The organism is Gammaproteobacteria bacterium (genome assembly GCA_034522055.1).
Lineage (GTDB): Bacteria > Pseudomonadota > Gammaproteobacteria > JAABTG01 > JAABTG01 > JAABTG01.
Genome location: JAXHLS010000002.1, coordinates 2,440,069 through 2,462,406, shown reverse-complemented (window position 1 = coordinate 2,462,406; position 22,338 = coordinate 2,440,069). Strand labels below are relative to the sequence as shown.

Below are 22,338 nucleotides of genomic sequence, written 5' to 3'. Positions count from 1 at the left end.
GCACGGTGCCATCACGACGTGTGCGACGGCAGGGCCGGCGCCCGGGAGGCGGTGGTGGATGCTCGCAAGGCACGGGCGCGATGGCGCCCTGGGGTGGTATCAGGGGCTTCCCCCGCGGGTGAGACGGGCGGCGATCCAGGTCACCGCGATGGCCATCGCCATGAGGCCGAAGGCGATGCCCACGCGGCTGATCGCCTCAGGGGCCACCAGCAGCAGGGTTCCCAGCCCCAGCATCATCACCCCCGACAGCAGCTTGAGCAGGCGCCCTTCACGCTCCGTCAGTTTCCTCGCCCCCAGGCTGCGCACGAACAGCAGGACGATGAGCGCTAGGGGCACCACGTAGATCACGTTGTAGGCGGCCAGGTAGCCGTAACGGGCCGCCACGGACAGGTCGGCCAGAGTCAGCAGGCGGGTGAACACCATGGGAAAACCCGCGGTGCACAGCAGCTCGTAGAAGTTGGCGGCCACGGCCAGGAGGATCGTCGCCCCGAGCATGGCCGGCAGGTTTTCGGCGCTGAGGATGGTGCGGGCACGGCGGAAGATGGTGGGTTTCCTGGCCTCGGGAATGGACAGGGTGGGCCCACGCCCGAACAGAAAGAAGTCCTTGACGTTGAGCACGCCTACCAGCACCGCCAGGGCGCCGGCCGCCACGGTCACGCCCCTGAGATGCCCGAAGACCTGGAAGACGTTGAGCCACGCCGCCATGAAGGCGAAATACATGAGGCCCGAGACCACGACGAACGCCCCCCCGATGACGGCCATGCGCCGCCGGTTCTTCTGGTGCACCAGCATGGACAACAGGAACAGCAGCACGAAGAAGGCGCAGGGGTTGAAGGCGTCCAGGCCGGCCAGCACCAGGGTCAGGACCGGCAGGGAAAGGTCGCCCTGATGAATGGTGCCGAGGAGCGGCACCTCGAAGACATCGGCCGGCGCCCCCGGGCCCACCCCTGGCTCACCGCCCGCGGCCTGTGCCCGGCAGTCTTCGAGGCGCCGGCGGATCAGCGCGCCGGTGGTATCGTCGCTGCCCCAACCCACATGCATCCCGCCACAGAACAGCAGCGCCGGCACCGATCTCGCCTCCTCGCCCAGCCGCTCCGCCAGGGCACGGTAGAGAGCGACGTTTTGCGCACTGCGGGTGAGTTCGAGGTCATGCAGCCGCACCCAGGGCCGGGCCTCGGCCATGGCCCGGATGTGGGGCCGGGCCTCGGTACAGTGGGGACAGGTGAGGGCCCAGAAGAAATAAAGCTGCACCTGGGGTCGGCCGTCGGCCCCCGGTTGGATCCACAAGTCGTCGGCTTGAGCGATGGCTATACCGTTTACCAGCAACCAGAGGACGACCCCGGCGAAGAATCTGCTCATCCTTTTCCGCTTCTCCCTAACTCTGCCCATTACCCCGACGAAGGCCACGCCGCTCCGGCAGCATAGTCTTGAGAGTGCCACCATATACGCAGTATAAAACGACGTCTCCTATAGTTTGCTGAATAGGGTATTGTCGGCTCCCCTCTGTCACGTAAACATGGCGTCCATCATGGTTCCCGCACGCAACCACAGCACCGTCAGACCGGCGCAGCTTGACCGGTCCGCCGCTGACATCGTAGCGGAACACGAGAGCGTTGCCGTAAGGGTCCTCCATGGACGTGTGGCGTGCCGTCACGCCGCAATCAACCGTGGTTCGTCCCTGGTTTTCCCGCTGGTTTTCCCAGGGACTGGCTGCCATGTATCGCGGTGAACTGTTCAACAGCATCAGCCACCTCGTGGGGGCGGCCCTGGCGTTGGCCGGTGGGGTGGTACTCATCGTCGCCGCCGCCGGGACGGGCGACGCCGCCCGGGTGGTGGCCTTCGCCGTGTACGGCACCACCCTGTTCCTGCTCTACCTGATCTCCACCCTCTATCACGGCCTGCGGGGCAGCGCCAAACCCGTGTTTCGCATCCTCGACCATCAGGCCATCTATCTGCTCATCGCCGGCACCTACACCCCCTTCACCCTGGTCACCCTGGGGGGCGCCACCGGCTGGTGGCTGTTCGGCGCCACCTGGGGGCTGGCGGTCCTGGGCGTCATCCTCGATGCCGTACCCCGCGACGGCCGGCGGATCCTGCCGGTAGTGATCTATCTCGTCATGGGATGGATGATCCTATTCGCCCTGGAGCCCCTGCTTGCCGTCCTCCCCCCCGCCGGCTTCCAATGGCTGCTGGCCGGTGGCCTCAGCTACACCCTGGGGGTCGTCTTCTATGCCCTGGACCACTGGTATCCCTGGGCCCACGGCGTCTGGCACCTGTTCGTGCTGGCAGGCAGCGCCGCCCACTACTTCGCGATATTGTTTTACGTCTGAGGACCGCGGGCCATGGCTTGCCCCTGCCCCGCCGCCCCGGGATTCAACGGCAGGCAGTCAGGGCCTCGAGCCTGTCACGGAGCGTGGCGGCATCGTCCTCCACCCCCCGGACGATCTCGTCGACGCGGTCGAAATGGAGCAGACGCACCCCCGCCAATTCCGGCTTGATGTAGATGTCCGGCGCGTTCGCGTTCGTCTTCGAGCGGATGATGGATTGCTGCATGATGTCGAAGGTCTTGAACAGCAACTCGGTGATGGCCGGCGCATCGTCTCCGGACTGCTTGCGCACGCCCGTCACATCGATGGCCACCACCACATCGAAGTCCCCCAGCAGATCCACGGGCAGGGGATTGGACGTACCGCCGTCGATGAGCAATTTGTCATCGAGCCGTACCGGCGCGAACAGGCCGGGCACGGCCATACTGGCCTTGACGGCCGTGAGCAGATCGCCCTCCCTGAAGACGTGGGACTCCCCACTCCAGTAATCGGTGGCGACGATCTGCAACGGTATCTCCAACTCGCCAAAATCGCGGGCATCGAAGCTTTCGGCGATGAAATCCAGGAACCTGCCGGCATCGACGAAACCGCCGTTCTCCAGGTCGAACATCAGCAGGTCGCTCCAGCCCGGGGGCGCGTCGTCCCCGGCCAGGCCCGACAGGGGATCGAGGGCGGAGCCGCCGAATTCGCGGAACAGTGTCTGGATCTCCTCCGCCTTCAGGCCGGCGGCGTGGAGGGTACCGATGATGGCGCCGATACTGGTGCCCGCGATGCCGTCCGGCCGCAGTTCCAGGTCCTCGAACACCTTCAGCATGGCGATATGGGCGAGCCCGCCGGCGCCGCCCGAGCCCAGGGCCAGCCCGATGGAGGGCCGCGTGCAATCGGCAGCCGTGACGGCGCTGGCGGCCATGATCAGGCCCGCGGCCCATAGCGCGCGCAGGGTCTTTATCATTCCTCCAGCACCTCCACCTCCCCCGCCGCCGACGGCCGCACCAGGACGCCGGCCCCGGAGTCGGTGAAACGGCCCGTGAGGGCGGAGATGTTGACCTGATGGGTAACCAGGATCACGGGCGGGCCGGGCGGCAGGGCGTGCAGGAATTCGCGGGCCGCGCGGGTGCGGGAGGGGGCGATGCTGCGTTGCTGGAAGAAGGAATCCAGGGCGGGCAAGGCCTGAACGGGCCCCAGGTCCAGCAGCCGCGCCGTCTCCAGGCAACGGCACCAGCGGCTGGAGTAGACCCGGGCCGAGGAGACACCGAGGGCACGCAGGCGCTCCCCCAGGGCCCGCGCCTGCGCCCGGCCGGCATCCGACAGGTTGCGCTGGGTGGAGCAGTCGTCCAGCTCGAAACCGGGCGGGTCCCCGACACCGGGGGCCAGGGCATGGCGCAGCAGCAGGGCCGTGCCGGGCTCCCGCAGAACTGCCAGGGGCTCCGACTGTTCAGCCGCCACGGCGGCCCACGGACCCGCCAGCAAAATCATCCAAGGGACAAACCAACAGAGACGAACGTTCATGGCTGGCTTTTCAATGACGTAATAGCCTGATTTTGGCTCTTTCGTCGGATCTATGGGTCGATGGGCTATCAACGAATGGCCGGCCCTCGAGACCGCCCCCGCTGCCACCGGCCCCTGGATGCCGGGTCAAGCCCGGCATGACGAGGGGGTAGTGCCCTCTCTCCAGGACCTCGTTCCGGCCTCCCTCGTCACCCACGGTGGCGCGAAACGGTTTGCATGCGGGCCATATTATGCCTAATCCTTCAATCCTCACCTCTTGCCGGATGCAGAACGTCCCTTTGAGCCCATGAAACTATTTCCTCCAGCCGCCATTACACTGCTCTCGACCACCCTGATGTCCACGGCCGCGGCCGAACCTTGCGCACACGGGTGGACCACCATCGCCGATGCGCGCACCAGCAAGGCCCGGGGCGTCGACCTCGGCGAGCCCGGCGACTCCACCGGTGACCTGCTCACCTTCGACCAGCCTCTGCTGAACGAGACCGGCGAACCCATCGGCACCAACAGCGGCTTTTGCGTGCGTACCCGCATCGGCCACAGCTACCAGTGCCAATGGACCCTCAGCCTGCCCGACGGCACCATCCAGGTGGCCGGCCGCGAGTTCGATGAAGGGGCCACCATGATCCCCATCGTCGGCGGCACCGGCGCCTACGCCGGGGCCGCAGGGGAGATGCGAACCGTCAACAACGGCGACGGCACCTTCACCCAGACTCTGTACCTCGATAACAACCGCCAGACCACGGGCAACCGGTAGGTTGGGGTGAGGAACGAACCCCAACAGCCCTTTCCAGCGAGACACGACGATGTAACAAAGGAGGCCTGGCCCGCTTCGAAAGCGCAAAAAGTATACCGTCCCTGAAATTCCTGAAATTCCCAGGTCTCGAAACTGAAGAGGAACCGAGATGGAAAAGGCAAACGATCCATATTACGAATTGGACGCGGTGGTGGAGAACCTGGCCGCCGCATGTGCGAGCAATGAGCGCCGGCTGCGCCGGACCGAGGGGCTGTTGCGGTGGACCACCGGAGGGCTGGTGCTGGCGTTGGTCCTTCTGCTCTACGACAACACCGCATCCCTCATGGGCCAGGCCCACGCCGAGGCCCGGGAGACGCCTTTGCAGGAGATGGAGCGGGATATCAAGAAGGATGCCGGGGACGAGGTGGCCAAGGTCGAAAGGGCCACGGATGACGCCCGGGCGGGCTTCGAGGGCCGGATGAAGGCCCTGAAGGGCAGGCTCGCGGGCCTGGAGGCGGACGCCATGGAGCCGGGCCACGCCATCGCCGTCATCCTTCACGATTTGAAGGAGACCCTGGAGGTGATGCCGCGCATAGGCGCGGATATGGATCGCATCGCCAGCATCATGGACCAGATGAACGTGAAGATGAACGGCGTGCCGGTGATGGCGGGCGAGATGCAGCAGATGAACCACAAGATGGGCATCATGACCTACGGCGTCGATTCCACCATGGGCCGGATGGGTCGCATGATGCCCTGGTGAGGGCGCGCGCCGGCTCGCCGGCCCGGGGATGAACAGCCCTGACGGCGTTGCGGCTGGGTTCAGGGAGTTATTGATTATGGCTATCGATATGTTTGTTTTAATTCATTAGATAAATCATACCCGAACAGCTATACCTGTACCCGTAACACGGAAAAACCCACTGGAACCCTAGGAGGTGACAAGATGTCCGAAGCCAGCACATGCCCATTCAACCACGCCGCCGGCAGCGGCAAGTCCAACGAGGAATGGTGGCCGAACCGTCTGCCCCTGGAGATCCTGCGGCAGCATTCATCGAAGTCCAATCCCATGGGCGAAGACTTCGACTACGCAGAGGCCTTCAAGGGACTGGACCTCGCCGCCGTGAAGCAGGACCTCCATGCCCTGATGACCGATTCCCAGGATTGGTGGCCGGCGGACTACGGCCACTACGGCCCCCTCTTCATCCGCATGGCCTGGCACAGTGCCGGCACCTACCGCACCAACGACGGCCGCGGCGGCGCCGGGACCGGCAACCAGCGCCTCGCGCCGGTAAACAGCTGGCCCGATAACGTCAACCTCGACAAGGCACGCCGCCTGCTCTGGCCCATCAAGCAGAAGTACGGCCGCCACATATCCTGGGCCGACCTCATGGTCCTCGCCGGCAACGTGGCCCTCGAATCCATGGGCTTCAAGACCTTCGGCTTCGCCGGCGGTCGGGAGGACGTCTGGGAGCCCGAGAAAGACATCTACTGGGGCGCCGAGGAGACCTGGCTGGATGACAAGCGCTACTCCGGCGACCGCGAACTGGAGAACCCCCTGGCGGCCGTGCAGATGGGCTTGATCTACGTGAACCCGGAAGGACCGAACGGCGAGCCGGACCCCGTCGCCTCCGGCCGGGACGTGCGGGAGACCTTCGCACGCATGGCCATGAACGATTACGAGACCGTCGCCCTCACCGCAGGCGGCCACACCTTCGGCAAGTGCCATGGTGCCGGTGATGCCGCGCTGGTGGGCCCGGAGCCCGAGGCCGCCGGTATGGAGGAACAGGGCCTCGGCTGGAAGAGCAGCCACGGCAGCGGCAAAGGCGGCGACCAGATAGGCAGCGGCCTCGAAGGCGCCTGGACCCCGACGCCGACAAAGTGGGACATGACCTATCTGGAGATGCTGTTCGACAACGAGTGGGAGCTGACCAAGAGCCCGGCGGGGGCGTGGCAGTGGACGCCGAAGGAGACCACCGACAGCAACCAGGCGCCGGCGGCCGAAGACGCCGCGCAAAAGCGACCGATCATCATGACCACCGCGGACATGTCCATGCGCATGGACCCGGCCTATGAGCCCATCGCGCGACACTTCCGGGACAACCCGGAGGAGTTCGCCGACGCCTTCGCCCGCGCCTGGTTCAAGCTGACCCACCGGGACATGGGGCCGCGCCCCCGCTACCTGGGCCCGGAGGTCCCCGCCGAGGAACTCATCTGGCAGGACCCCATTCCGGCGCTGGACCATGAGCCCATGGACGACGGGGACGCCGCCGCCCTGAAGGCCCGGATCCTCGATTCCGGTCTGTCCGTCGCCGATCTCGTCTCCACCGCCTGGGCCTCCGCCTCCACCTTCCGTGGCTCCGACATGCGCGGCGGTGCCAACGGCGCCCGCATCCGGCTCGCACCCCAGAAGGACTGGGAGGCCAACCAGCCCGCGCGGCTGGCAAAGGTGCTGCAGACCCTCGAAGGAATTCAAAGCGGCTTCGAAAAGACGGTATCCATGGCCGACCTGATCGTGCTGGCGGGCTGCGCGGGCGTCGAGCAGGCGGCGAGGAAGGCCGGCCATGACGTGACGGTGCCGTTCACGCCGGGGCGCATGGATGCCTCCCGGGAGCAGACCGATATCGACTCCTTCGCGGTCATGGAGCCCATCGCGGACGGCTTTCGCAACTATGAGAAGAAGCACTACGGCTGCCCGGCCGAGCAGTTGCTGGTGGACAAGGCACAGCTCCTGACCTTGACCCCGCCCGAGATGGCGGCCCTCGTCGGTGGCATGCGTGTCCTCGGCGCCAACTCCGGCCAGAGCCCGCACGGCGTGTTCACGGAGCGTCCGGAAACCTTGAGTAACGACTTCTTCGTGAACCTGCTGGATATGGACACCGCCTGGACCGCCACCTCCGAGGACGAGAACCTGTTCGAGGGCCGGGACCGCAAGACAGGCGAGATGAAGTGGACCGCAACCCGCGTCGACCTGATCTTCGGCTCCAACTCCGAACTGCGTGCCCTGGCGGAGGTCTACGGCGCCGCGGACGGCGAGGAAAAGTTCGTCAACAACTTCGTGGCGGCCTGGACCAAGGTGATGAATCTCGACCGCTTCGACCTGGCTTGACGCCATGAAACCCGTGCTCCGAAGCCGCCGACCGCTGCCCTGAACGCCCTCCGAGCCCGCGGGCAACCCACCGGCGCCGTTTCAGTCAAGGCTGAAACGGCGTTTTTTTTATCGTCCATATCGGATATCCACAAGGCCGATCCCTCGTCCGCTATCGAGGTACCACCAGATGAAAGGTGCGGCACCGGATAGGACGGGTTACGGCCGTGGCAGTCTGTCCTTTACCCTATCCGTTCCGCGCCCCATTGCTTCGATGTGACGGAGCCCGCGTCGTCTTACACGCTTACTTTTTCGTGATGGTAAGGCACCGGGGATGCAATAGGTGTTTGGCGAATTTCCCATATTTCCGTCGCGCATTCAGGCATTCAATCGGTTCCACGGGACAACGCAACCCGGGGGCAATTTCGCTGACCCGGGTATCGACCTTTCCCTCGATGGTCGGATCGGCGTAACTGTTGCAGTTGTTTCCTTCGTCCCACGCTCCATCAACGAACTCCGAAAGATCGAAGCGTTTGTTCAAACGCCATGCTTTTACGATCTTTCGGTGCTTTAATGAGGAGATAAGCTGTACTTCACATTCTACGTAAGGGTCACCGAAAAAATTACTTATAAGCCCTTTCAATGGATCATCCTGGGTGCGCAGGATATCGTTCCAGAAACGCCACCCATTGAAGTTGGCCGTCAGATCGGCAAAAGAATGGATGCCGGTCGTCGTGTAACCGAACGTGCCGGCCTCTTGTCGTCTTCCCCATTTCATCGCGTCTTCAATCGATTCACCCTCATATCGTGTTCGTTCGAAATACGCCCAACCCTCGGCGAAAAAATGTCCAATCTTGTCTGTGCCGATCAAATGGCCATCGGCATTGATTACGTCACTGAGTTTCTTGAGATTGAGAGAAAAGCCCTCCATGTAATCGATATCGCGATAAACTGAATCTCTCAAGGACAAGGTATAACTGTGCTCGGAAAGCAATTCGCGCAGTTGCAGGTCCAAGTCGTAGCCCCTTAATCCCCACTGGGGAATAAAGGAATGGAAGACACCTTTTCGGAGTTCTGAGTACAGGCGCTCTTCGTCGCAGAACTCACTGGCATCCGTGTTCTCGATGTCCTTGGCATTAGCGTTCTCTACCCCTTCCCTCAGGCGCTCATTGAAAATCTCGTTGACGGCTTCCACGCTGTCGTCGAGCGCGATCCTTCGGGTGGTTATGCTGTCGACCTCGCCGGCAAGGGTCGAAGCGGCGGCCATGGCACTGCACACCACGGCCAGGACAGTCAGGAACACGGGACGATGGCGTGCTACTCGCATGGTCTTCATGCACATACCAATCAGTTCAGTATCGATTTGAGTCTGATGATGTCCATGGACAAAGCCGCCTGTCGGGCTGAAGCCCGACCTACAGCCCGACCTACAAATACCCCCACCGCTCGTTCCCGGGGCACGGATGTAGGTCGGGATTCATCCCGACATTCAAACCCGCCGCGCATACCGCGCGCGGGGTCGGTACCACCCGCACGCTGTCGGGCTGAAGCCCGACCTACAGCCCGACCTACGAAGAGAAGACACCGCCTGTTCCTGCGGCACGGCTGTAGGTCGGTTGCTCTCGGCAACCGACATCCGTGCCCGCAAACCGCCGAATCTCGTCGACTGCCAAGAGCAGCCAACCTACGCCTCTGTCCTTCTTCCCAGGGGAAATGGGAAAAGATTACCACCCGTGCGTCCGCTCTGCTGACGCCGCAACGCTGGCTCCGCTGCGCCTTTTCAAACTGCTACTCCTCCCTGACATTCTTCCTTTTCGCGTCATTTTGCGTCTTTCGCGGTTACGCTTTTTGTAGGTCGGGATTCATCCCGACAATCAAACCCGCCGCGCATACCTCGCGCCGGGTGGGTACCACCCGCCGGCGTTGGGTGAATGTTTCGTTCGCGGCGAGCGCCAAGTATAGGATGCACCCGACGGACCCCTGGGCGTTGGAGGTCGATCTGGGCGCTCCAGCTGTCCCACCTTTTTATTTCGTATCTTTCGTGTGTTTAGTGGTGGAGATAAAGGGTTTATTCAGTCCTTCTCCTTGGACTGGCGCTTCAGGAGTTCGCGGCGGCGCTCCATGAGTTCGCGGATCTTGGCCGGATCCACGAGGCGGTTCTGATCGTCCGGCAGATCTTCCTTCCTGGGCACCACCTCGCGGGTCTGGCGCAGCTGCTCCTCGGCGGCCTCCCGGGCCACTTCTGCAGACCTCAAGGCATCCTTCGTCCGTTCCAGTTCTTCGCGGCTGGTGGCGAGTTCCGCCTCCAACCGATCGACTCGTTCATCGCCGGCCATGAAGGCGGCCACGTCCCCGGCGGTATCCACCCCCACGTCCGCCTGCCAGGATTGCTTGGTCTTGGCCAGACGCTCGTCGAATTCCCGTTCCAGGCGTGCCCGCTCGTTTTCCAGGGCCTCTTCCGCCTCCCGCCGCAGGGTCTGCTCCAGGGAGTCGAGTTCCTGCTCCTGGCGTTCCGCCGCCTCCTGCACCGCCCGTCGGCCACTCTCCATGTCCTCCCGCAGCTTGTCGAATTCGCCCATCACGGCATTGGCCTCTGCCAGCTGGGACTCCAGGGCGACCCGTTGTTCTTCCCATTGGCTCCGGGCCTCGGTCAATGTCTCCTCGGCCTGCCGAGCCCGCTCGCCGGCGTCCCGAGCCGCCGCATCGCCGCCTTCGCGGGCAGCGGCCAGGGATTCCTCAAGGGTCTTCACGCGCCCGGCCAGCTCATCCCGTTCCCGGGTCAGGGCATCCTGCGCGACGGCAACGGCGGCCTGCTCCTTCTCCAATTCCTCCCGTAAAGTGGCGAGTTCCGTTTCCAGCGCCTCCGCACGCTGGCAGGCGTCGTCCCGCTCTGTGGCCAGGACGCGCTGCTCATCCTCCCGTTCCTGCCGCAAGACGTCGATTTGCCGTTGCGCCTCCTCGGCTCGTTGCCCGGACGTGTCCCTTTCCTGCCCCAGGGCCTCCAATTGCCGCTCCAACTCCTCGACTCGTTGCCGGGCCGTATCCCGCTCTCCAGTCAGGGCCGCCTGCGCCTCGTCCCGTGACGCACGCTCGGCCGCCAGTTCGTCCTCGAGGGCCGCCAGGCGCTCGTGGGCGGCGTCCCGTTCCTCCGTGAGCCGGTCCAACTGAGAGGCATCCTCGGCGTTCCGGGCCCTGGCGGACTCCAGTTCTTCGGCCAAGGCCTGCCGTGCCTCTTGGAGGCTTTCGACCTCGTCACGCAACCCGGCCATGGCAGTGGCGCCCTCGTCCCGCTCGCGCGTGAGGTCCTCCACCTGACGCCCGGCTTCGGCGCTGTGACCGCGCAGAGCTTCCAGTTCCTCCTCGAGGCGCGCCTTGTCTACGTCCACGGTCGCGAGCTGTTCCGTGAGGGATGCCAGCTCCGTCGCGCGGGACGCCCGTTCCTGCTCGGCGGCCTCACGGGCCTGGCTCACCACCTCCTCGAGGTCTGACGCCGCCTGCTCGCGGGCATGGTTGAGTTCCTGCCGCAGCTGCTCCAACTCCTGCTCCAGGGCCTCCCTCTCCGCCGTGAGCCGGTGTTCCTTCTCGTCCCATTCGGCACGCGCGACCTTCATGTCTTCCTGGAACCGGACCTCCAGGCTGCTGCGCTGTTCGTCGAGCTGGGCGGCATGGTCCTCCGCCAACTGGCGCAGCTTGTCCCCTTCCGCGGCCTCGCCGCGGGCCGCTTCCAGTTCCCGACCCAGGCGTGCGGCCTCCTCCCTGGCATGGGCGGCCTTGCCCGCTTCGTCCCTGATCTTCTGCTTCGCCAGGTTGAACTTCTGCTCCACCATCTTCTCGAAGGCGCGCCTGGAGGCGTCCGCCTCGCGTTTCATATGCGCGGCCTGTTCGAGCTGCGTCCGAGTCTTTTCGAGTTCCTCCCTGAGACGCTCCAGGGCCTTGTCGTTGGTAGGGGCAGCGGGGGCTGCCGGGGAGGGTGCTACGACCTCGGGGGCCGACGCAGCGGGCGCTTCGGAAGCAAGTGCCGTGGTCCCCGGCACGGTAGGCGTGTCGACATTCTGCGCCGCCAGCCGCCCCGCCAGGGGACTGTTCTCCAACCCCCGATCCAGGAAACAGACGTCGAAGCCGCGCTGGATCAGCAGGAATGCCGCCACCGAACTGCGCAGGCCGTTGTTGCAGTAGGTGATATAGCGCGTGTCCGGGTCCAGTTCCTCCCGCCGCAGGCGCAGCACGTTGAAGGGGATGTTCAGGGCACCGGGTATGGAGACTTTCTCGAAGTCCTCGACGAAACGCACGTCCAGCCAGCGGGCGCCCTCGGCCACCATGCGCTCGGCCTTGTCGAAGCTTACAGACTCCAGCAGCACGTCCCGGATGAGGGCCTGGAAGTCACTCTTACCGAGGCGCAACAGCTGCCCCGGGCTGGTCATGCGGATGGTGGCATTGCGCGCCGCGTCGGTGACCAGGGCCTCCTCGCCGAAGCTGTCATTGGGCTTGAGGGTGGCCACCCTCACCTTCTTGCCCCCGGACTTGGGCTCCACCAGCACATCGCAGGTGCCCTGGTGGATGATGTAATAGAAGTCCCCCGGGTCCCCCTGGGTGATGATTTCCTGGCCCGCCTGAACCTCGATGTAGTCCACCGCGGCAAACAGGCGCTGGAGGTTGGTGGCGGGGATACGCGAGAACAGCTCCGACTGGAGCATGCTGCTCATCCAGTCGCCGCCGCCGGCGGCCTCCTCTACCTGGATGACGCCGCCGCCGGAGGCATGGCGTCGCTGCAGTTCATCCAGATGATGGCGATGGACCCGAAATACCATGGCCGGCTTGGCCACCTGGGCCGAGAACTTGCGCGGTCTCAGCTGTGCCACGGGATAGCGGCAGGTATCGGAGCCCCCGACGTAACGATTGGTCACCGTGCCGTGGGTGGACATCTCCAGTTCACCTTCCAGCAGATAATAATTGTAGTCGTCGGTATCCCCTTCCCTGAACACGAAACGGCCCTGGGGATATTCGACGATCTCGGCGCGTTCGAATAGCTCATCCTGGAGGGCGGGCGACAGGCCCTCCACCGGCACGAGATCGCGCAGCCGCTGCTGGTATTTTTCGATTTCGGGACTCATGGTTCCCTTCTACGGACGGCGGGGTCGCGGCAGAACAGGGCTTACGGCACCGCCGTCCGCTCCGCGACACGGCAGCCGCCGGGACGGCGCAGGAGAACGTGAACCGTCTTCATGATAGGGTGAATGCCCCTCATCCAGACCCTCCAGGGACGCCGCCCGATACCCCGGGTCCTTCGGCAGTCCTGTCATGGACGGCGAGCCGGACAAGGGAAAGTGGGGAAGCGGGTTTGGCTCATGCATGTCCTGTTCGGCGCCCTTTCCGGGACTCTTGAATACGCTGAATCCGGAGTGTGACCCAGGACTCCCGACTTTACTCAACTGGCCGTCGCTACTCCAGTACCTTGTTTCGCATTGTTCGCGGCTGTCAATGGGGCACACCACGGTCGAAGAGCACGACGCCGGAGCGGCGAAAGGTAATCACCAGCACCGCCCCCGCCATGAATCCCGCCACGTGGGCCCACCAGGCCACGGCATGGCCGTCTCCGGCCGCCATGGGCATCACCAGTTGGAACAGCAGCCAGGCGCCAAGGATGAGATAGGCAGGCAGATACAGAGGCAGGCGGCCCACCACCAGGATCAGGATCCTGACCCGCGGGTGGAGCATCACATAGGCGCCCATGACCCCCGCCACCGCGCCGCTGGCGCCGATGAGGGGCTTTATGGAATAGGGGTCCGCCAGGCCATGGGCGAGGGCCGCGAGCACTCCACACAGGAGATAGAAGGCCAGGAACCGCAGGTGCCCCATGGCCTCTTCCACATTGTCACCGAACACCCACAGGAACAGCATGTTGCCCAACAGGTGGGGTAGATCCCCGTGCAGGAACAGGGTCGTGAGCAGGGTGGCGCCGGCGGGCACGCGAGCCAGTTCGGACGCCAGTTCCGCGTGACCGAACAACACCGCCGGCACCATGCCGTAGGCCACCACGAATGCCCGCCCTTCGATCCCGGCCGACGGATTCTGGTATAAAAAGACCAGGGTGCACAGGACGATGAGGGCGGTGGTCGTACGCTGAAAGGCGATGACCCGCAGCGGGTTGGCGTCATAGAGTGGCAGGAACACGAGGTGTTTTGCTCCGCTGGCGGATTACCATGAGGCGATGAATGAGGCGATGATGAACTCCTTCGCGAAACCCTTCACGCGCGATATCGGTCCAACACGCAGGTACCACCCCCGGTTGGGGTGCCGACAATGCCTCGGCGTGAGATTCCCCCGCCACCGGACAGGTGATAATCTCACGGGACAACATTAGAATATTAGGCATCTTTAATCTTCAATTAATCTGAGGTTGCCCAAATGACCATCGAACGCATCGTACTCGCAGTGGCCGGCACCATGGTGCTGCTTTCCGTCGTCCTGTCACAGGTCCATCACCCCTACTGGCTCTACTTCACCGCCTTCGTAGGGCTCAACCTGCTGCAGTCCGCCTTCACGGGTTTCTGTCCCATGGCCGCGATCCTCAAGGCCACCGGTCAGAAATCCGGCCAGGCCTTCGGCTAACGGCGGCGGCGGGCGGGCGGTCACCCGGCCGTCCGCCTCCACGCACCCGCCCTCCACCGGCCGGCCCGTAACCCCGCGACGCCATGGCATCCATCCCCCCTCACGCCCGTCGGGTCTTCCAGGGGATTCTGTTCGACGTCTATCAATGGGAACAGGAACTGTTCGACGGCTCCACCACCACCTTCGAGGCCATACACCGCCTGCCGTCGGTCCAGATCATCGCCACCACACCCGAGGACGGCATCATCCTGCTGATGGAGGAGCAACCCTTCGTCGGCGAATTCATATCCGTTCCCGGCGGCCGCGTGGAACGGGATCATGGTCCCGAGGAGACGGCGCGCCGGGAACTGCTGGAGGAACTGGGGATGACCGCCGAGACCTGGACCCCGTGGCGCACCACCCATCGCGGCGGCACCATCCAGTACCAGAGCCACGATTTCATCGCCAGGCGCTGCCGCCGCGTCCGGCCACCGGAGCAGGAACCCGGGGAACGCATCCAGCCCTTCGTCGTGGGCCTCGGGCAGTTTCTCGACCTGGCCGCGGATACACGATTCCGTAACAAAGGGTTGTCAGACTATTTGAATCACCTGCGCCATACTCCCGGTGCCGTGGAGAAACTGCGCCGCGAACTGTTTGGCTGACAGGGCCCTTTCTCCCGGCCACGAGGCTGCCGCTCCCCATGGTAAAGACCCTCTCCCGCAAGCTGGCCCAGCGTACCCACGACCTGGTATTCCGCACCGTCCATTCCCGCAATCTCATATACAACGCCTGCTGGGAGGACCCGCGCATCGATCGACGCCTCCTGGAGCTCGACCAACGGAGCCGCGTCGTGGTGCTCACCAGCGCCGGCTGCAACGCCCTGGATTATCTCCTCGATCGTTCCGCGAGCATCGACGCCGTGGACGTCAATCCCCGCCAGAACGCGCTGCTGTGGTTGAAGATCGCCCTCATCGAACGGGGCCGCCACGACGACCTGTTCCGCTTCTTCGGTGACGGCCACCACCCCGAGCACCGGCGCGTCTATGGCGAACTCCGCCACCGTCTGCCGGCGGAGGCGCGGCGGTTCTGGGACCACCACGTGGACTATTTCGACGCCGCCAGCCGCCAGGGCTCGTTCTATTATCGGGGGACTTCAGGAGCCGTGGCGTGGCTGCTCACCCGTTATCTGCTCCAACCCCGCCGCCAGCTCAAACCCCATCTCCACGACCTCATCCAGGCCGATACCCTGGAGGAACAACGGGCCATCTATGCCGCCATGGAACCGCGCCTGTGGCGCCGCGTCGATGGCTGGCTGCTGAATCAGCCCCTCATCATGTCCATGCTGGGGGTGCCGCGGCCCCAGATCCGGCTCATCAAGGACGAGTATCCGGGAGGGCTCGTCGGCTATATTCGGGACAAGTTCAAGCATGTGCTCACCGAGGTTTTGATCCACGACAACTACTTCTGGCGCGTCTATCTGACGGGTTCCTACACCGCGGACTGCTGCCCGAACTATCTGCGGCGGGAACACTTCGATACCCTGCGAGCCAATGTGCACCGGATACGGGTGCACACCACCACGGTGACGGACTTCCTGCGCCGGCGGCCGGGCACCTACAGTCATTATGTCCTGCTCGACCATCAGGACTGGCTGGCCCGTCATGATCCGATGGCCCTGGAACAGGAATGGCGCCTCATCCTCGCCAACGGCGGGCCCGGGGCCAGGGTGCTCATGCGCTCGGCCAGCCATCGGGTGGACTTCATCCCCGAGGGGATACGGGAGGCCCTGACCTTCCGGCCGGACCTCGCCCAGACCCTGCACCTGGAGGATCGGGTGGGTACCTACGGCAGCGTCAACCTGGCCGTGGTGCGGTGAACGGCACCTCCCGCGCCGCCAACGAGGCGGCGCTCCAGCGTTACTATCGCTTCCACGCCCGCATCTACGATGCCACTCGCTGGGCCTTCCTGTTCGGCCGCGCGGCCCTCGTGGATGCCATCGCCCGCCACGCACCGGCACCCCGGAACATCCTCGAAGTGGGATGCGGCACCGGCCGCAACCTGCTGGCCCTCGGCCGGCGCTTTCCGGCCGCCCATCTCCAGGGCGTGGACGTCTCGGCCGCCATGCTGGCCACCGCAAGACGCCGCCTCGCCAGGGCCGGCGCCCCGGCCACCCTGACGGAGGCCGCCTACGACAGGCCCCTGGCGGCGCCGGACCAGGCCTTCGATGTGGTGCTGTTCTCCTACTGTCTGTCCATGATCAACCCGGGCTGGCCGGAGGCCCTGGAGGCGGCCCGGGCGGATCTGGCCCCCGGCGGGCTGCTTGCCGCAGTGGACTTCCACCACAGCCCCAACGCGGGCTTTCGCCGCTGGATGGGGATGAACCACGTGCGCATGGAGGGCCAGCTGCTACCCGCCATGGAACGGGATTTCACCACCGTGGAGCGCCGGGTGATGCCGGCGTACGCGGGCCTGTGGAGCTACTTCGCGTATCTGGGGCGCGCGGGTTGACGGCGCCCCGGCCACAGGCCGTTGACACCCTCGGGCGCCAATGCGGGGGGCGCACGACGATGCGGCGTCACACCGGTTTGTAGATCTCCACCCCCTGCTCCTTGAACTCCTCCGCCTTTTCCTGCATGCCGGCATCCACCGCCTGGTCGGCACCGAGGCCCCGTTCCCGGGCGTAGTCGCGCACGTCCTGGGTGATCTTCATGGAACAGAAGTGGGGCCCGCACATGGAGCAGAAATGGGCCACCTTGTGGGCCTCCTTGGGCAGGGTGGCATCGTGATAGGAACGGGCGAGTTCCGGGTCCAGGGAGAGGTTGAACTGGTCCTCCCAGCGAAACTCGAAACGCGCCTTGGACAGGGCGTTGTCCCGGATCTGCGCCGCCGGATGCCCCTTGGCCAGATCGGCGGCGTGGGCGGCGATGCGATAGGCGATGATGCCTTCCTTCACGTCCTGGAGATCGGGCAGGCCGAGGTGCTCCTTGGGGGTCACGTAGCACAGCATGGCGGTGCCATACCAGCCGATCTGGGCGGCGCCGATGGCCGAGGTGATGTGATCGTAACCCGGGGCGATGTCGGTGGTAAGCGGCCCCAGGGTGTAGAAGGGGGCCTCGTAGCACTCGGTCAGCTCGCGGTCCATGTTCTCGCGGATGAGATGCATGGGCACGTGGCCCGGGCCTTCGATCATCACCTGGACGTCATGCTCCCAAGCCACCTTGGTGAGTTCCCCCAGGGTCCTGAGTTCCGAGAACTGGGCCTCGTCGTTGGCATCCGCGATGGAACCCGGGCGCAGGCCGTCCCCCAGGGAGAAGGCCACGTCGTAGGCCGCCATGATCTCGCAGATCTCATCGAAGTGGGTGTAGAGGAAATTCTCCTGATGGTGGGCCAGGCACCACTTGGCAAGGATGGAGCCGCCGCGGGACACGATGCCGGTCACGCGCTGGGCCGTCAGGGGCACGTAGCGCAACAGCACGCCGGCGTGGATGGTGAAGTAATCCACCCCCTGCTCGGCCTGCTCCACCAGGGTGTCCCGCATCAGCTCCCAGGTGAGTTCCTCCGGGCGGCCATCCACTTTCTCCAGGGCCTGGTAGATGGGCACGGTGCCGATGGGTACCGGGCTGTTGCGGATGATCCATTCCCGGGTCTCATGAATGTTCCTGCCGGTGGAGAGATCCATGAGGGTGTCACCGCCCCAGCGGCAGGACCACACCAGCTTCTCCACCTCCTCGTCGATGGACGAGGTGACGGCGGAGTTGCCGATATTGGTGTTGACCTTCACCCGGAAATTGCGCCCGATGATCATGGGCTCGAGTTCCGGATGATTGATGTTGGAGGGGATGATAGCCCGTCCCCGCGCCACCTCGTCGCGCACGAATTCCGGGGTGATCTCCGCCGGTATAGCGGCCCCCAGCCCCTGGCCGGCGTGCTGGCGCAGCAGCGCGCCGTAGCGGGGGTCCGCGCGCATCTCCTGGAGGCGGCAGTTCTCGCGCAAGGCCACGTACTCCATCTCCGGCGTGATGTCGCCGCGGCGCGCATAGTGCATCTGGGTCACGCGGCGGCCGTCGCGGGCCCGGCGCGGTGCCCTGATGTGCTCGAAACGCAGAGCGTCGAGGGCCGGGTCGGCCGCCCGTTCGCGACCGTAGCGGGAACTCAGGCCCGACAGCACCTCGGTATCCCCCCTCGCCACGACCCAGCCACTGCGTACATCGGCCAGCCCCTTGCGCAGATCGATGACGGTATCCGGATCCGTGTAGGGACCGGATGTATCGTAGAGATAGAGGGGCGGGTTCTCCTCGCCACCGAAATTCGTCGGGGTCTCGGCGAGTTCGACTTCCCGCATGGGAACGCGGACATCCGGCCTCGCGCCCTGGACATAGGTCTTGCGGGAACCCGGGAAGGGCGTGACGGACCCGCCGGTATGGTCCTGCCTGCCCGGCGTCAGCGCTTCAGGGACAGCATTCATATGACTATTGTCTAACCTCGCGATAAGTATGCGGTTTCCCGCTGGGACAGGCGGCCAGGACGGCCCGGTGTCGCAACGAGGCGGGGAGATTCCTCAAAAAAAACAAGGCCTAGCCATGCATTTTCACTTTTCAAAGCTATATAATGGGACGCTCGGATGCAAGCAGACCACCAGGGGGATAAACGGATATTCTCCGTGCATTAGCCCCACTCCCTGCCACCACTCGACGCCCACATGACGCCCACATGACGCCCACATGACGAATACGCGATGAACTACCAGAAGGCTCGCTTCAACATGGTCGAACAACAGATTCGGCCCTGGGATGTGCTGGACCAGCGGGTGCTCGACGCGGTGGAGGGGTTGCCGCGGGAGGCCTTCGTACCGCCATCCTTCGGCATGCTCGCCTACGCCGATGCCGCCCTGCCCCTGGCGGACGGCCAGCTCATGATGCCGCCCAAGGTGGCGGCCCGGCTGACCCAGGAACTCCTGCTCGAAGCCACCGATCGGGTGCTCGAGGTGGGTACCGGCAGCGGCTATCTGACGGCACTGCTGGGGCGCCTGTGCCGCCATGTCTACAGCATGGAGATATCCCCCGGCTTGTCGAAGGCGGCGGCACAAGTCCTGGAGAAGCAGGGCATTGCCAATGTCACCCTCGGCGTGGGCAACGGCTTGGCGGGATGGGACGAGCACGCCCCTTTCGATGCCATCGTGGTGACGGGTTCTCTCACGGAAGTCCCCGATACGCTGCTGCGTTCCCTGACCCTGGGCGGGCGCCTGGTGGCCGTGGTGGGCACGCCGCCGGTGATGGAGGCCATGAGATACCAACGAGAGACCGACGATTACTGGTCCACCACCAGCCTGTTCGATACCGAACTGCCCCCCGTATCCGGACTCGCCGAGCCCGAGCCATTCGATTTCTAGGAGATGTTCGCCGTGAAACCCATCAAGACCCTGTTTCTGGGGGCCGCCCTCGCGTTCGCCCCTTTCACGGTGTCCGCCCTCGATCTACTCGAGGCCTACGAGTTGGCCTTGGCCAACGACCCGGAATACCTGGCCGCCCAGGCCGCCAATCGCGCCGCCCAGGAGGCTCGTCCCCAGGCCCTGGCGGGCCTGCTGCCCAACGCCCAGGCCACCGGCAACACTAGCTATAACGACCAGGAGAGCAGTTCGCAGTTCAGAGCCGGCAGCGGCAGTGAAAAGTTCAACAGCCACGGCTATCAGCTCTCCCTGCGCCAACCGGTGTTCCGCTGGGACCGCTGGGTACAGCTGGAACAGGCGGACCTCAGTATCCAGCAGGCCAACGCGGTGCTGGACGCGGCCCACCAGGACCTCATCCAGCGCATCACCAGCCGTTACCTGGACGTGCTGCGCGCCGAGGACAACCTGGAGTTCGTGCGCAAGACCAAGGAGGCCATCGGCCGCCAGCTCAACCAGGCGGAACAGCGCTTCGAGGTGGGCCTCATCGCCATCACCGACGTGGAGGAGGCCAAGGCCGCCTACGATCTGGCGGTGACCGACGAGATCCGGGCGGAAAACGACATCGCCAACGCCCACGAGGCCCTGCGGGAGATCATCGGCGAGTACCACGACGAGGTGCAGGGCTTCAAGGACGACCTGCCCCTGGAGCGCCCCGACCCCGAGGACATCGATGCCTGGACCGCCATCGCCCTGGAGCAGAACCTCAATCTCCAGGCCGCGCAGTTCGCCGCGGAAAACGCCCGCGAAGAGATCCGCCGGCGCAGCGCCGACGGCCACTACCCCACCCTGGACGTGGTGGCCAGCCGCTCCTACAACAACAGCGGGGGCGGCAACTTCGGCGGTTCCACCAACAAGACCGACGCCATCGGACTCGAACTGGCGGTACCCCTGTACTCCGGTGGCTTCGCCTCGTCCAGGGTGGAGGAGGCCCGCCATCTCTACCGGCAGGCCACGGATCAGCGCGAGCAGGCGCGGCGGGCGGCCCAGCGGCTGGCCCGGGACGCCTACCTCGGCGTGCTGGCCGACATCAGCCGCATCAAGGCCTTCAAGCAGTCCCTGGTATCCACCCAGACCGCCCTCAAGGCCACGGAAGCCGGCTTTCAGGTGGGGACGCGTACCACGGTGGACGTGGTGAATGCCCAGGTGGACCGTTTCCGCGCCAGCCGCGACCTGGCGGCGTCACGCTATGACTACGTCATCAACAGTCTGGCCCTGAAACTCGCCGCCGGCACCCTCTCCCCCGAGGATATCGAGTACTTCAGCAGCTGGTTGGAACAATAGGCCTCACCTTCTTCATTCCCTCGCATGGTAGAGCAGCCCCCCGGCCCCGGATTCAGTGCGGAGCGTCGAGCAGGTGCTCCAGGGTATCGGCCAGGCGCCCCAGGGCGCCCCGGTTCTCCACCACCACCCGGCGGCCACACGCCCCCACGCGATGGCGCAGGTTGGCATCGCCCAGCCACTCCTCCACCACGCCGGCCAACCGCTCGCCGCCCGCCAGGCGCACGGCGGCGCCACGGTCCACCAGCAGATCCGTAATCTCCTGGAAATTGAACACATGGGGTCCGGTGACGACGGGCAGTCCCAGGGCGGCGGGTTCCAGCACGTTGTGGCCGCCTCGCGCCACCAGGCTGCCGCCGACAAAGGCCACATCGGCGGCGGCGTAGAACAGCAGGAGTTCGCCCATGGTGTCGCCGATGACCACCTCGGCGGCCCGCCAGTCCGCGCCAGAGTCCGTGCGTCTGGCGGTGGCGAAGCCCCTGCGCACCGCCAGGCCATGGACCCGCTCGAAGCGCTCGGGATGGCGGGGCACCAGGAGCAGCAGGGCATCGGGAAAGCACCGCCGCAACCGCTCGTGGGCCTCCAACACCGCCTCTTCCTCGCCCTCATGGGTGCTGGCGGCGATCCATACCTCCCGCTCCACCCCCATGCGCCGGCGCAACACCTGGGCCTTCTCCCTGATGCTGGCGGGGATCTCCTGATCGAACTTGACGCTGCCGGTCACCACGAGACGCTCTAGTGGCAGCCCCAGGGCCGCCAGGCGGGCGCCGTCGGCAGCGGACTGGGCCGCGGCCACGGACAGGTTGCCGAGCATCTCCCGGGTCAGCGCCCCGAAGCGGGCATAACCGCGCCGGGAGCGCTCCGACAGCCGGGCATTGGCCAACACCACCCGCGTCCGTCTCTGCGCCAGGGCGGCCAGGTAATTGGGCCACAATTCGGTCTCCACGAAGACCGCGAGCCGAGGCCGCACCCGGTCGAGGAAACGCCCCACCATGGGCGGCAGATCCTGGGGCAGGTAGCACAGTTCGAAGGCCCCGGCGCCGGCCTCGCGCAGGCGCGCCATGCCCGTGGGGGTGGTGGTGGTCACCAGCACCCGCAGCCCCGGCCGGCGCCGCTGCAGGGTACGAACGAGGGGCAGGGCCACCTGGGTCTCACCCACCGACACCGCGTGGATCCACAGGTCGTAGGGACCCTTTATGGCGGCTGGCGGCAGGCCGAAACGCTGGGGCCAGTGGCGCCAGTAGCCACGATTGCGCAGCCCACGCCAGGCCAGATGGAAGGCGACGAGAGGCTGGGCCAGGAACAGGGCGGCGGTATAGAGGGCACGCACGGGATCAGTGGCCGGGAGGCCGGGGGACCGCCACCTCCG

At 65.3% G+C, this 22,338-nt stretch carries 18 protein-coding genes; 10 read left to right on the top strand and 8 right to left on the bottom strand.

Annotated elements, in window-relative coordinates; translation table 11 throughout:
• Window positions 1-99: 99 nt before the first annotated feature.
• The gene (locus tag U5S82_12015) at window positions 100-1,359 is read right to left on the bottom strand and encodes a hypothetical protein (GenBank protein ID MDZ7752370.1); all 1,260 of its coding nucleotides are present in this window, start codon (window positions 1,357-1,359) and stop codon (window positions 100-102) included.
• Window positions 1,360-1,715: 356 nt separating this feature from the next.
• On the opposite strand from U5S82_12015, the gene U5S82_12010 reads away from it, so the two are divergent.
• Window positions 1,716-2,330: a hemolysin III family protein gene (locus tag U5S82_12010; protein ID MDZ7752369.1), complete on the top strand. Its 615-nt coding sequence runs from the start codon at window positions 1,716-1,718 to the stop codon at window positions 2,328-2,330.
• 43 nt (window positions 2,331-2,373) lie between these two features.
• Here U5S82_12010 and U5S82_12005 read toward each other — a convergent pair whose 3' ends face one another.
• Window positions 2,374-3,279 carry a patatin-like phospholipase family protein gene (locus tag U5S82_12005; protein MDZ7752368.1) on the bottom strand — a complete coding sequence of 302 codons (906 nt, stop codon included), beginning with the start codon at window positions 3,277-3,279 and terminating at the stop codon, window positions 2,374-2,376.
• On the bottom strand, window positions 3,276-3,773 hold the full coding sequence (locus U5S82_12000) for a histidine phosphatase family protein (protein MDZ7752367.1): 498 nt from the start codon (window positions 3,771-3,773) through the stop codon (window positions 3,276-3,278). Before U5S82_12000 ends, U5S82_12005 begins: the two co-directional genes overlap by 4 nt.
• A 349-nt stretch (window positions 3,774-4,122) precedes the next feature.
• Between U5S82_12000 and U5S82_11995 the strand changes: the two genes are divergently transcribed.
• From U5S82_11995 to katG, 3 genes are all read left to right on the top strand, one after another.
• Complete coding sequence (locus U5S82_11995; protein MDZ7752366.1) at window positions 4,123-4,590, top strand: dirigent protein; 468 nt, start codon at window positions 4,123-4,125, stop codon at window positions 4,588-4,590.
• A gap of 148 nt (window positions 4,591-4,738) precedes the next feature.
• Window positions 4,739-5,332 (top strand): hypothetical protein, encoded by a 594-nt coding sequence (locus tag U5S82_11990; GenBank protein ID MDZ7752365.1) that lies wholly within the window; start codon window positions 4,739-4,741, stop codon window positions 5,330-5,332.
• Window positions 5,333-5,515: 183 nt separating this feature from the next.
• Window positions 5,516-7,678 carry a catalase/peroxidase HPI gene (gene katG, locus U5S82_11985; protein ID MDZ7752364.1) on the top strand — a complete coding sequence of 721 codons (2,163 nt, stop codon included), beginning with the start codon at window positions 5,516-5,518 and terminating at the stop codon, window positions 7,676-7,678.
• A gap of 283 nt (window positions 7,679-7,961) precedes the next feature.
• Here katG and U5S82_11980 read toward each other — a convergent pair whose 3' ends face one another.
• The 3 genes from U5S82_11980 to U5S82_11970 form a co-directional block, all read right to left on the bottom strand.
• A complete protein-coding gene (locus U5S82_11980; protein ID MDZ7752363.1) occupies window positions 7,962-8,993 on the bottom strand; it encodes a hypothetical protein in 1,032 nt (343 codons plus the stop codon).
• Window positions 8,994-9,729: 736 nt separating this feature from the next.
• A complete protein-coding gene (locus tag U5S82_11975) occupies window positions 9,730-12,768 on the bottom strand; it encodes a cyclic nucleotide-binding domain-containing protein (GenBank protein ID MDZ7752362.1) in 3,039 nt (1,012 codons plus the stop codon).
• 364 nt (window positions 12,769-13,132) lie between these two features.
• Window positions 13,133-13,828: a rhomboid family intramembrane serine protease gene (locus tag U5S82_11970; protein MDZ7752361.1), complete on the bottom strand. Its 696-nt coding sequence runs from the start codon at window positions 13,826-13,828 to the stop codon at window positions 13,133-13,135.
• Window positions 13,829-14,062: 234 nt separating this feature from the next.
• Between U5S82_11970 and U5S82_11965 the strand changes: the two genes are divergently transcribed.
• The 4 genes from U5S82_11965 to U5S82_11950 all read left to right on the top strand — a co-directional run bounded on the left by U5S82_11965 (window position 14,063) and on the right by U5S82_11950 (window position 16,753).
• On the top strand, window positions 14,063-14,266 hold the full coding sequence (locus tag U5S82_11965) for a DUF2892 domain-containing protein (GenBank protein ID MDZ7752360.1): 204 nt from the start codon (window positions 14,063-14,065) through the stop codon (window positions 14,264-14,266).
• 83 nt (window positions 14,267-14,349) lie between these two features.
• A complete protein-coding gene (locus U5S82_11960) occupies window positions 14,350-14,907 on the top strand; it encodes an NUDIX domain-containing protein (protein ID MDZ7752359.1) in 558 nt (185 codons plus the stop codon).
• A 38-nt stretch (window positions 14,908-14,945) separates the two neighbouring features.
• Window positions 14,946-16,121, top strand: coding sequence for a BtaA family protein (locus U5S82_11955; GenBank protein MDZ7752358.1), 1,176 nt, complete (start codon window positions 14,946-14,948; stop codon window positions 16,119-16,121).
• Complete coding sequence (locus U5S82_11950; protein MDZ7752357.1) at window positions 16,118-16,753, top strand: class I SAM-dependent methyltransferase; 636 nt, start codon at window positions 16,118-16,120, stop codon at window positions 16,751-16,753. Before U5S82_11955 ends, U5S82_11950 begins: the two co-directional genes overlap by 4 nt.
• A 67-nt stretch (window positions 16,754-16,820) precedes the next feature.
• On the opposite strand, the gene thiC is transcribed toward U5S82_11950, so the two are convergent.
• A complete protein-coding gene (thiC, locus tag U5S82_11945) occupies window positions 16,821-18,710 on the bottom strand; it encodes a phosphomethylpyrimidine synthase ThiC (GenBank protein MDZ7752356.1) in 1,890 nt (629 codons plus the stop codon).
• A 270-nt stretch (window positions 18,711-18,980) separates the two neighbouring features.
• On the opposite strand from thiC, the gene U5S82_11940 reads away from it, so the two are divergent.
• Together U5S82_11940 and U5S82_11935 are read left to right on the top strand one after the other, a co-directional pair.
• Window positions 18,981-19,634 (top strand): protein-L-isoaspartate O-methyltransferase, encoded by a 654-nt coding sequence (locus U5S82_11940; GenBank protein MDZ7752355.1) that lies wholly within the window; start codon window positions 18,981-18,983, stop codon window positions 19,632-19,634.
• 12 nt (window positions 19,635-19,646) lie between these two features.
• A complete protein-coding gene (locus tag U5S82_11935; protein MDZ7752354.1) occupies window positions 19,647-20,972 on the top strand; it encodes a TolC family outer membrane protein in 1,326 nt (441 codons plus the stop codon).
• Between the two features lie 52 nt (window positions 20,973-21,024).
• Here the strand turns inward: U5S82_11935 and waaA are convergent, their stop codons facing one another.
• Window positions 21,025-22,299: a lipid IV(A) 3-deoxy-D-manno-octulosonic acid transferase gene (gene waaA / locus U5S82_11930; protein ID MDZ7752353.1), complete on the bottom strand. Its 1,275-nt coding sequence runs from the start codon at window positions 22,297-22,299 to the stop codon at window positions 21,025-21,027.
• Window positions 22,300-22,338: the final 39 nt, after the last annotated feature.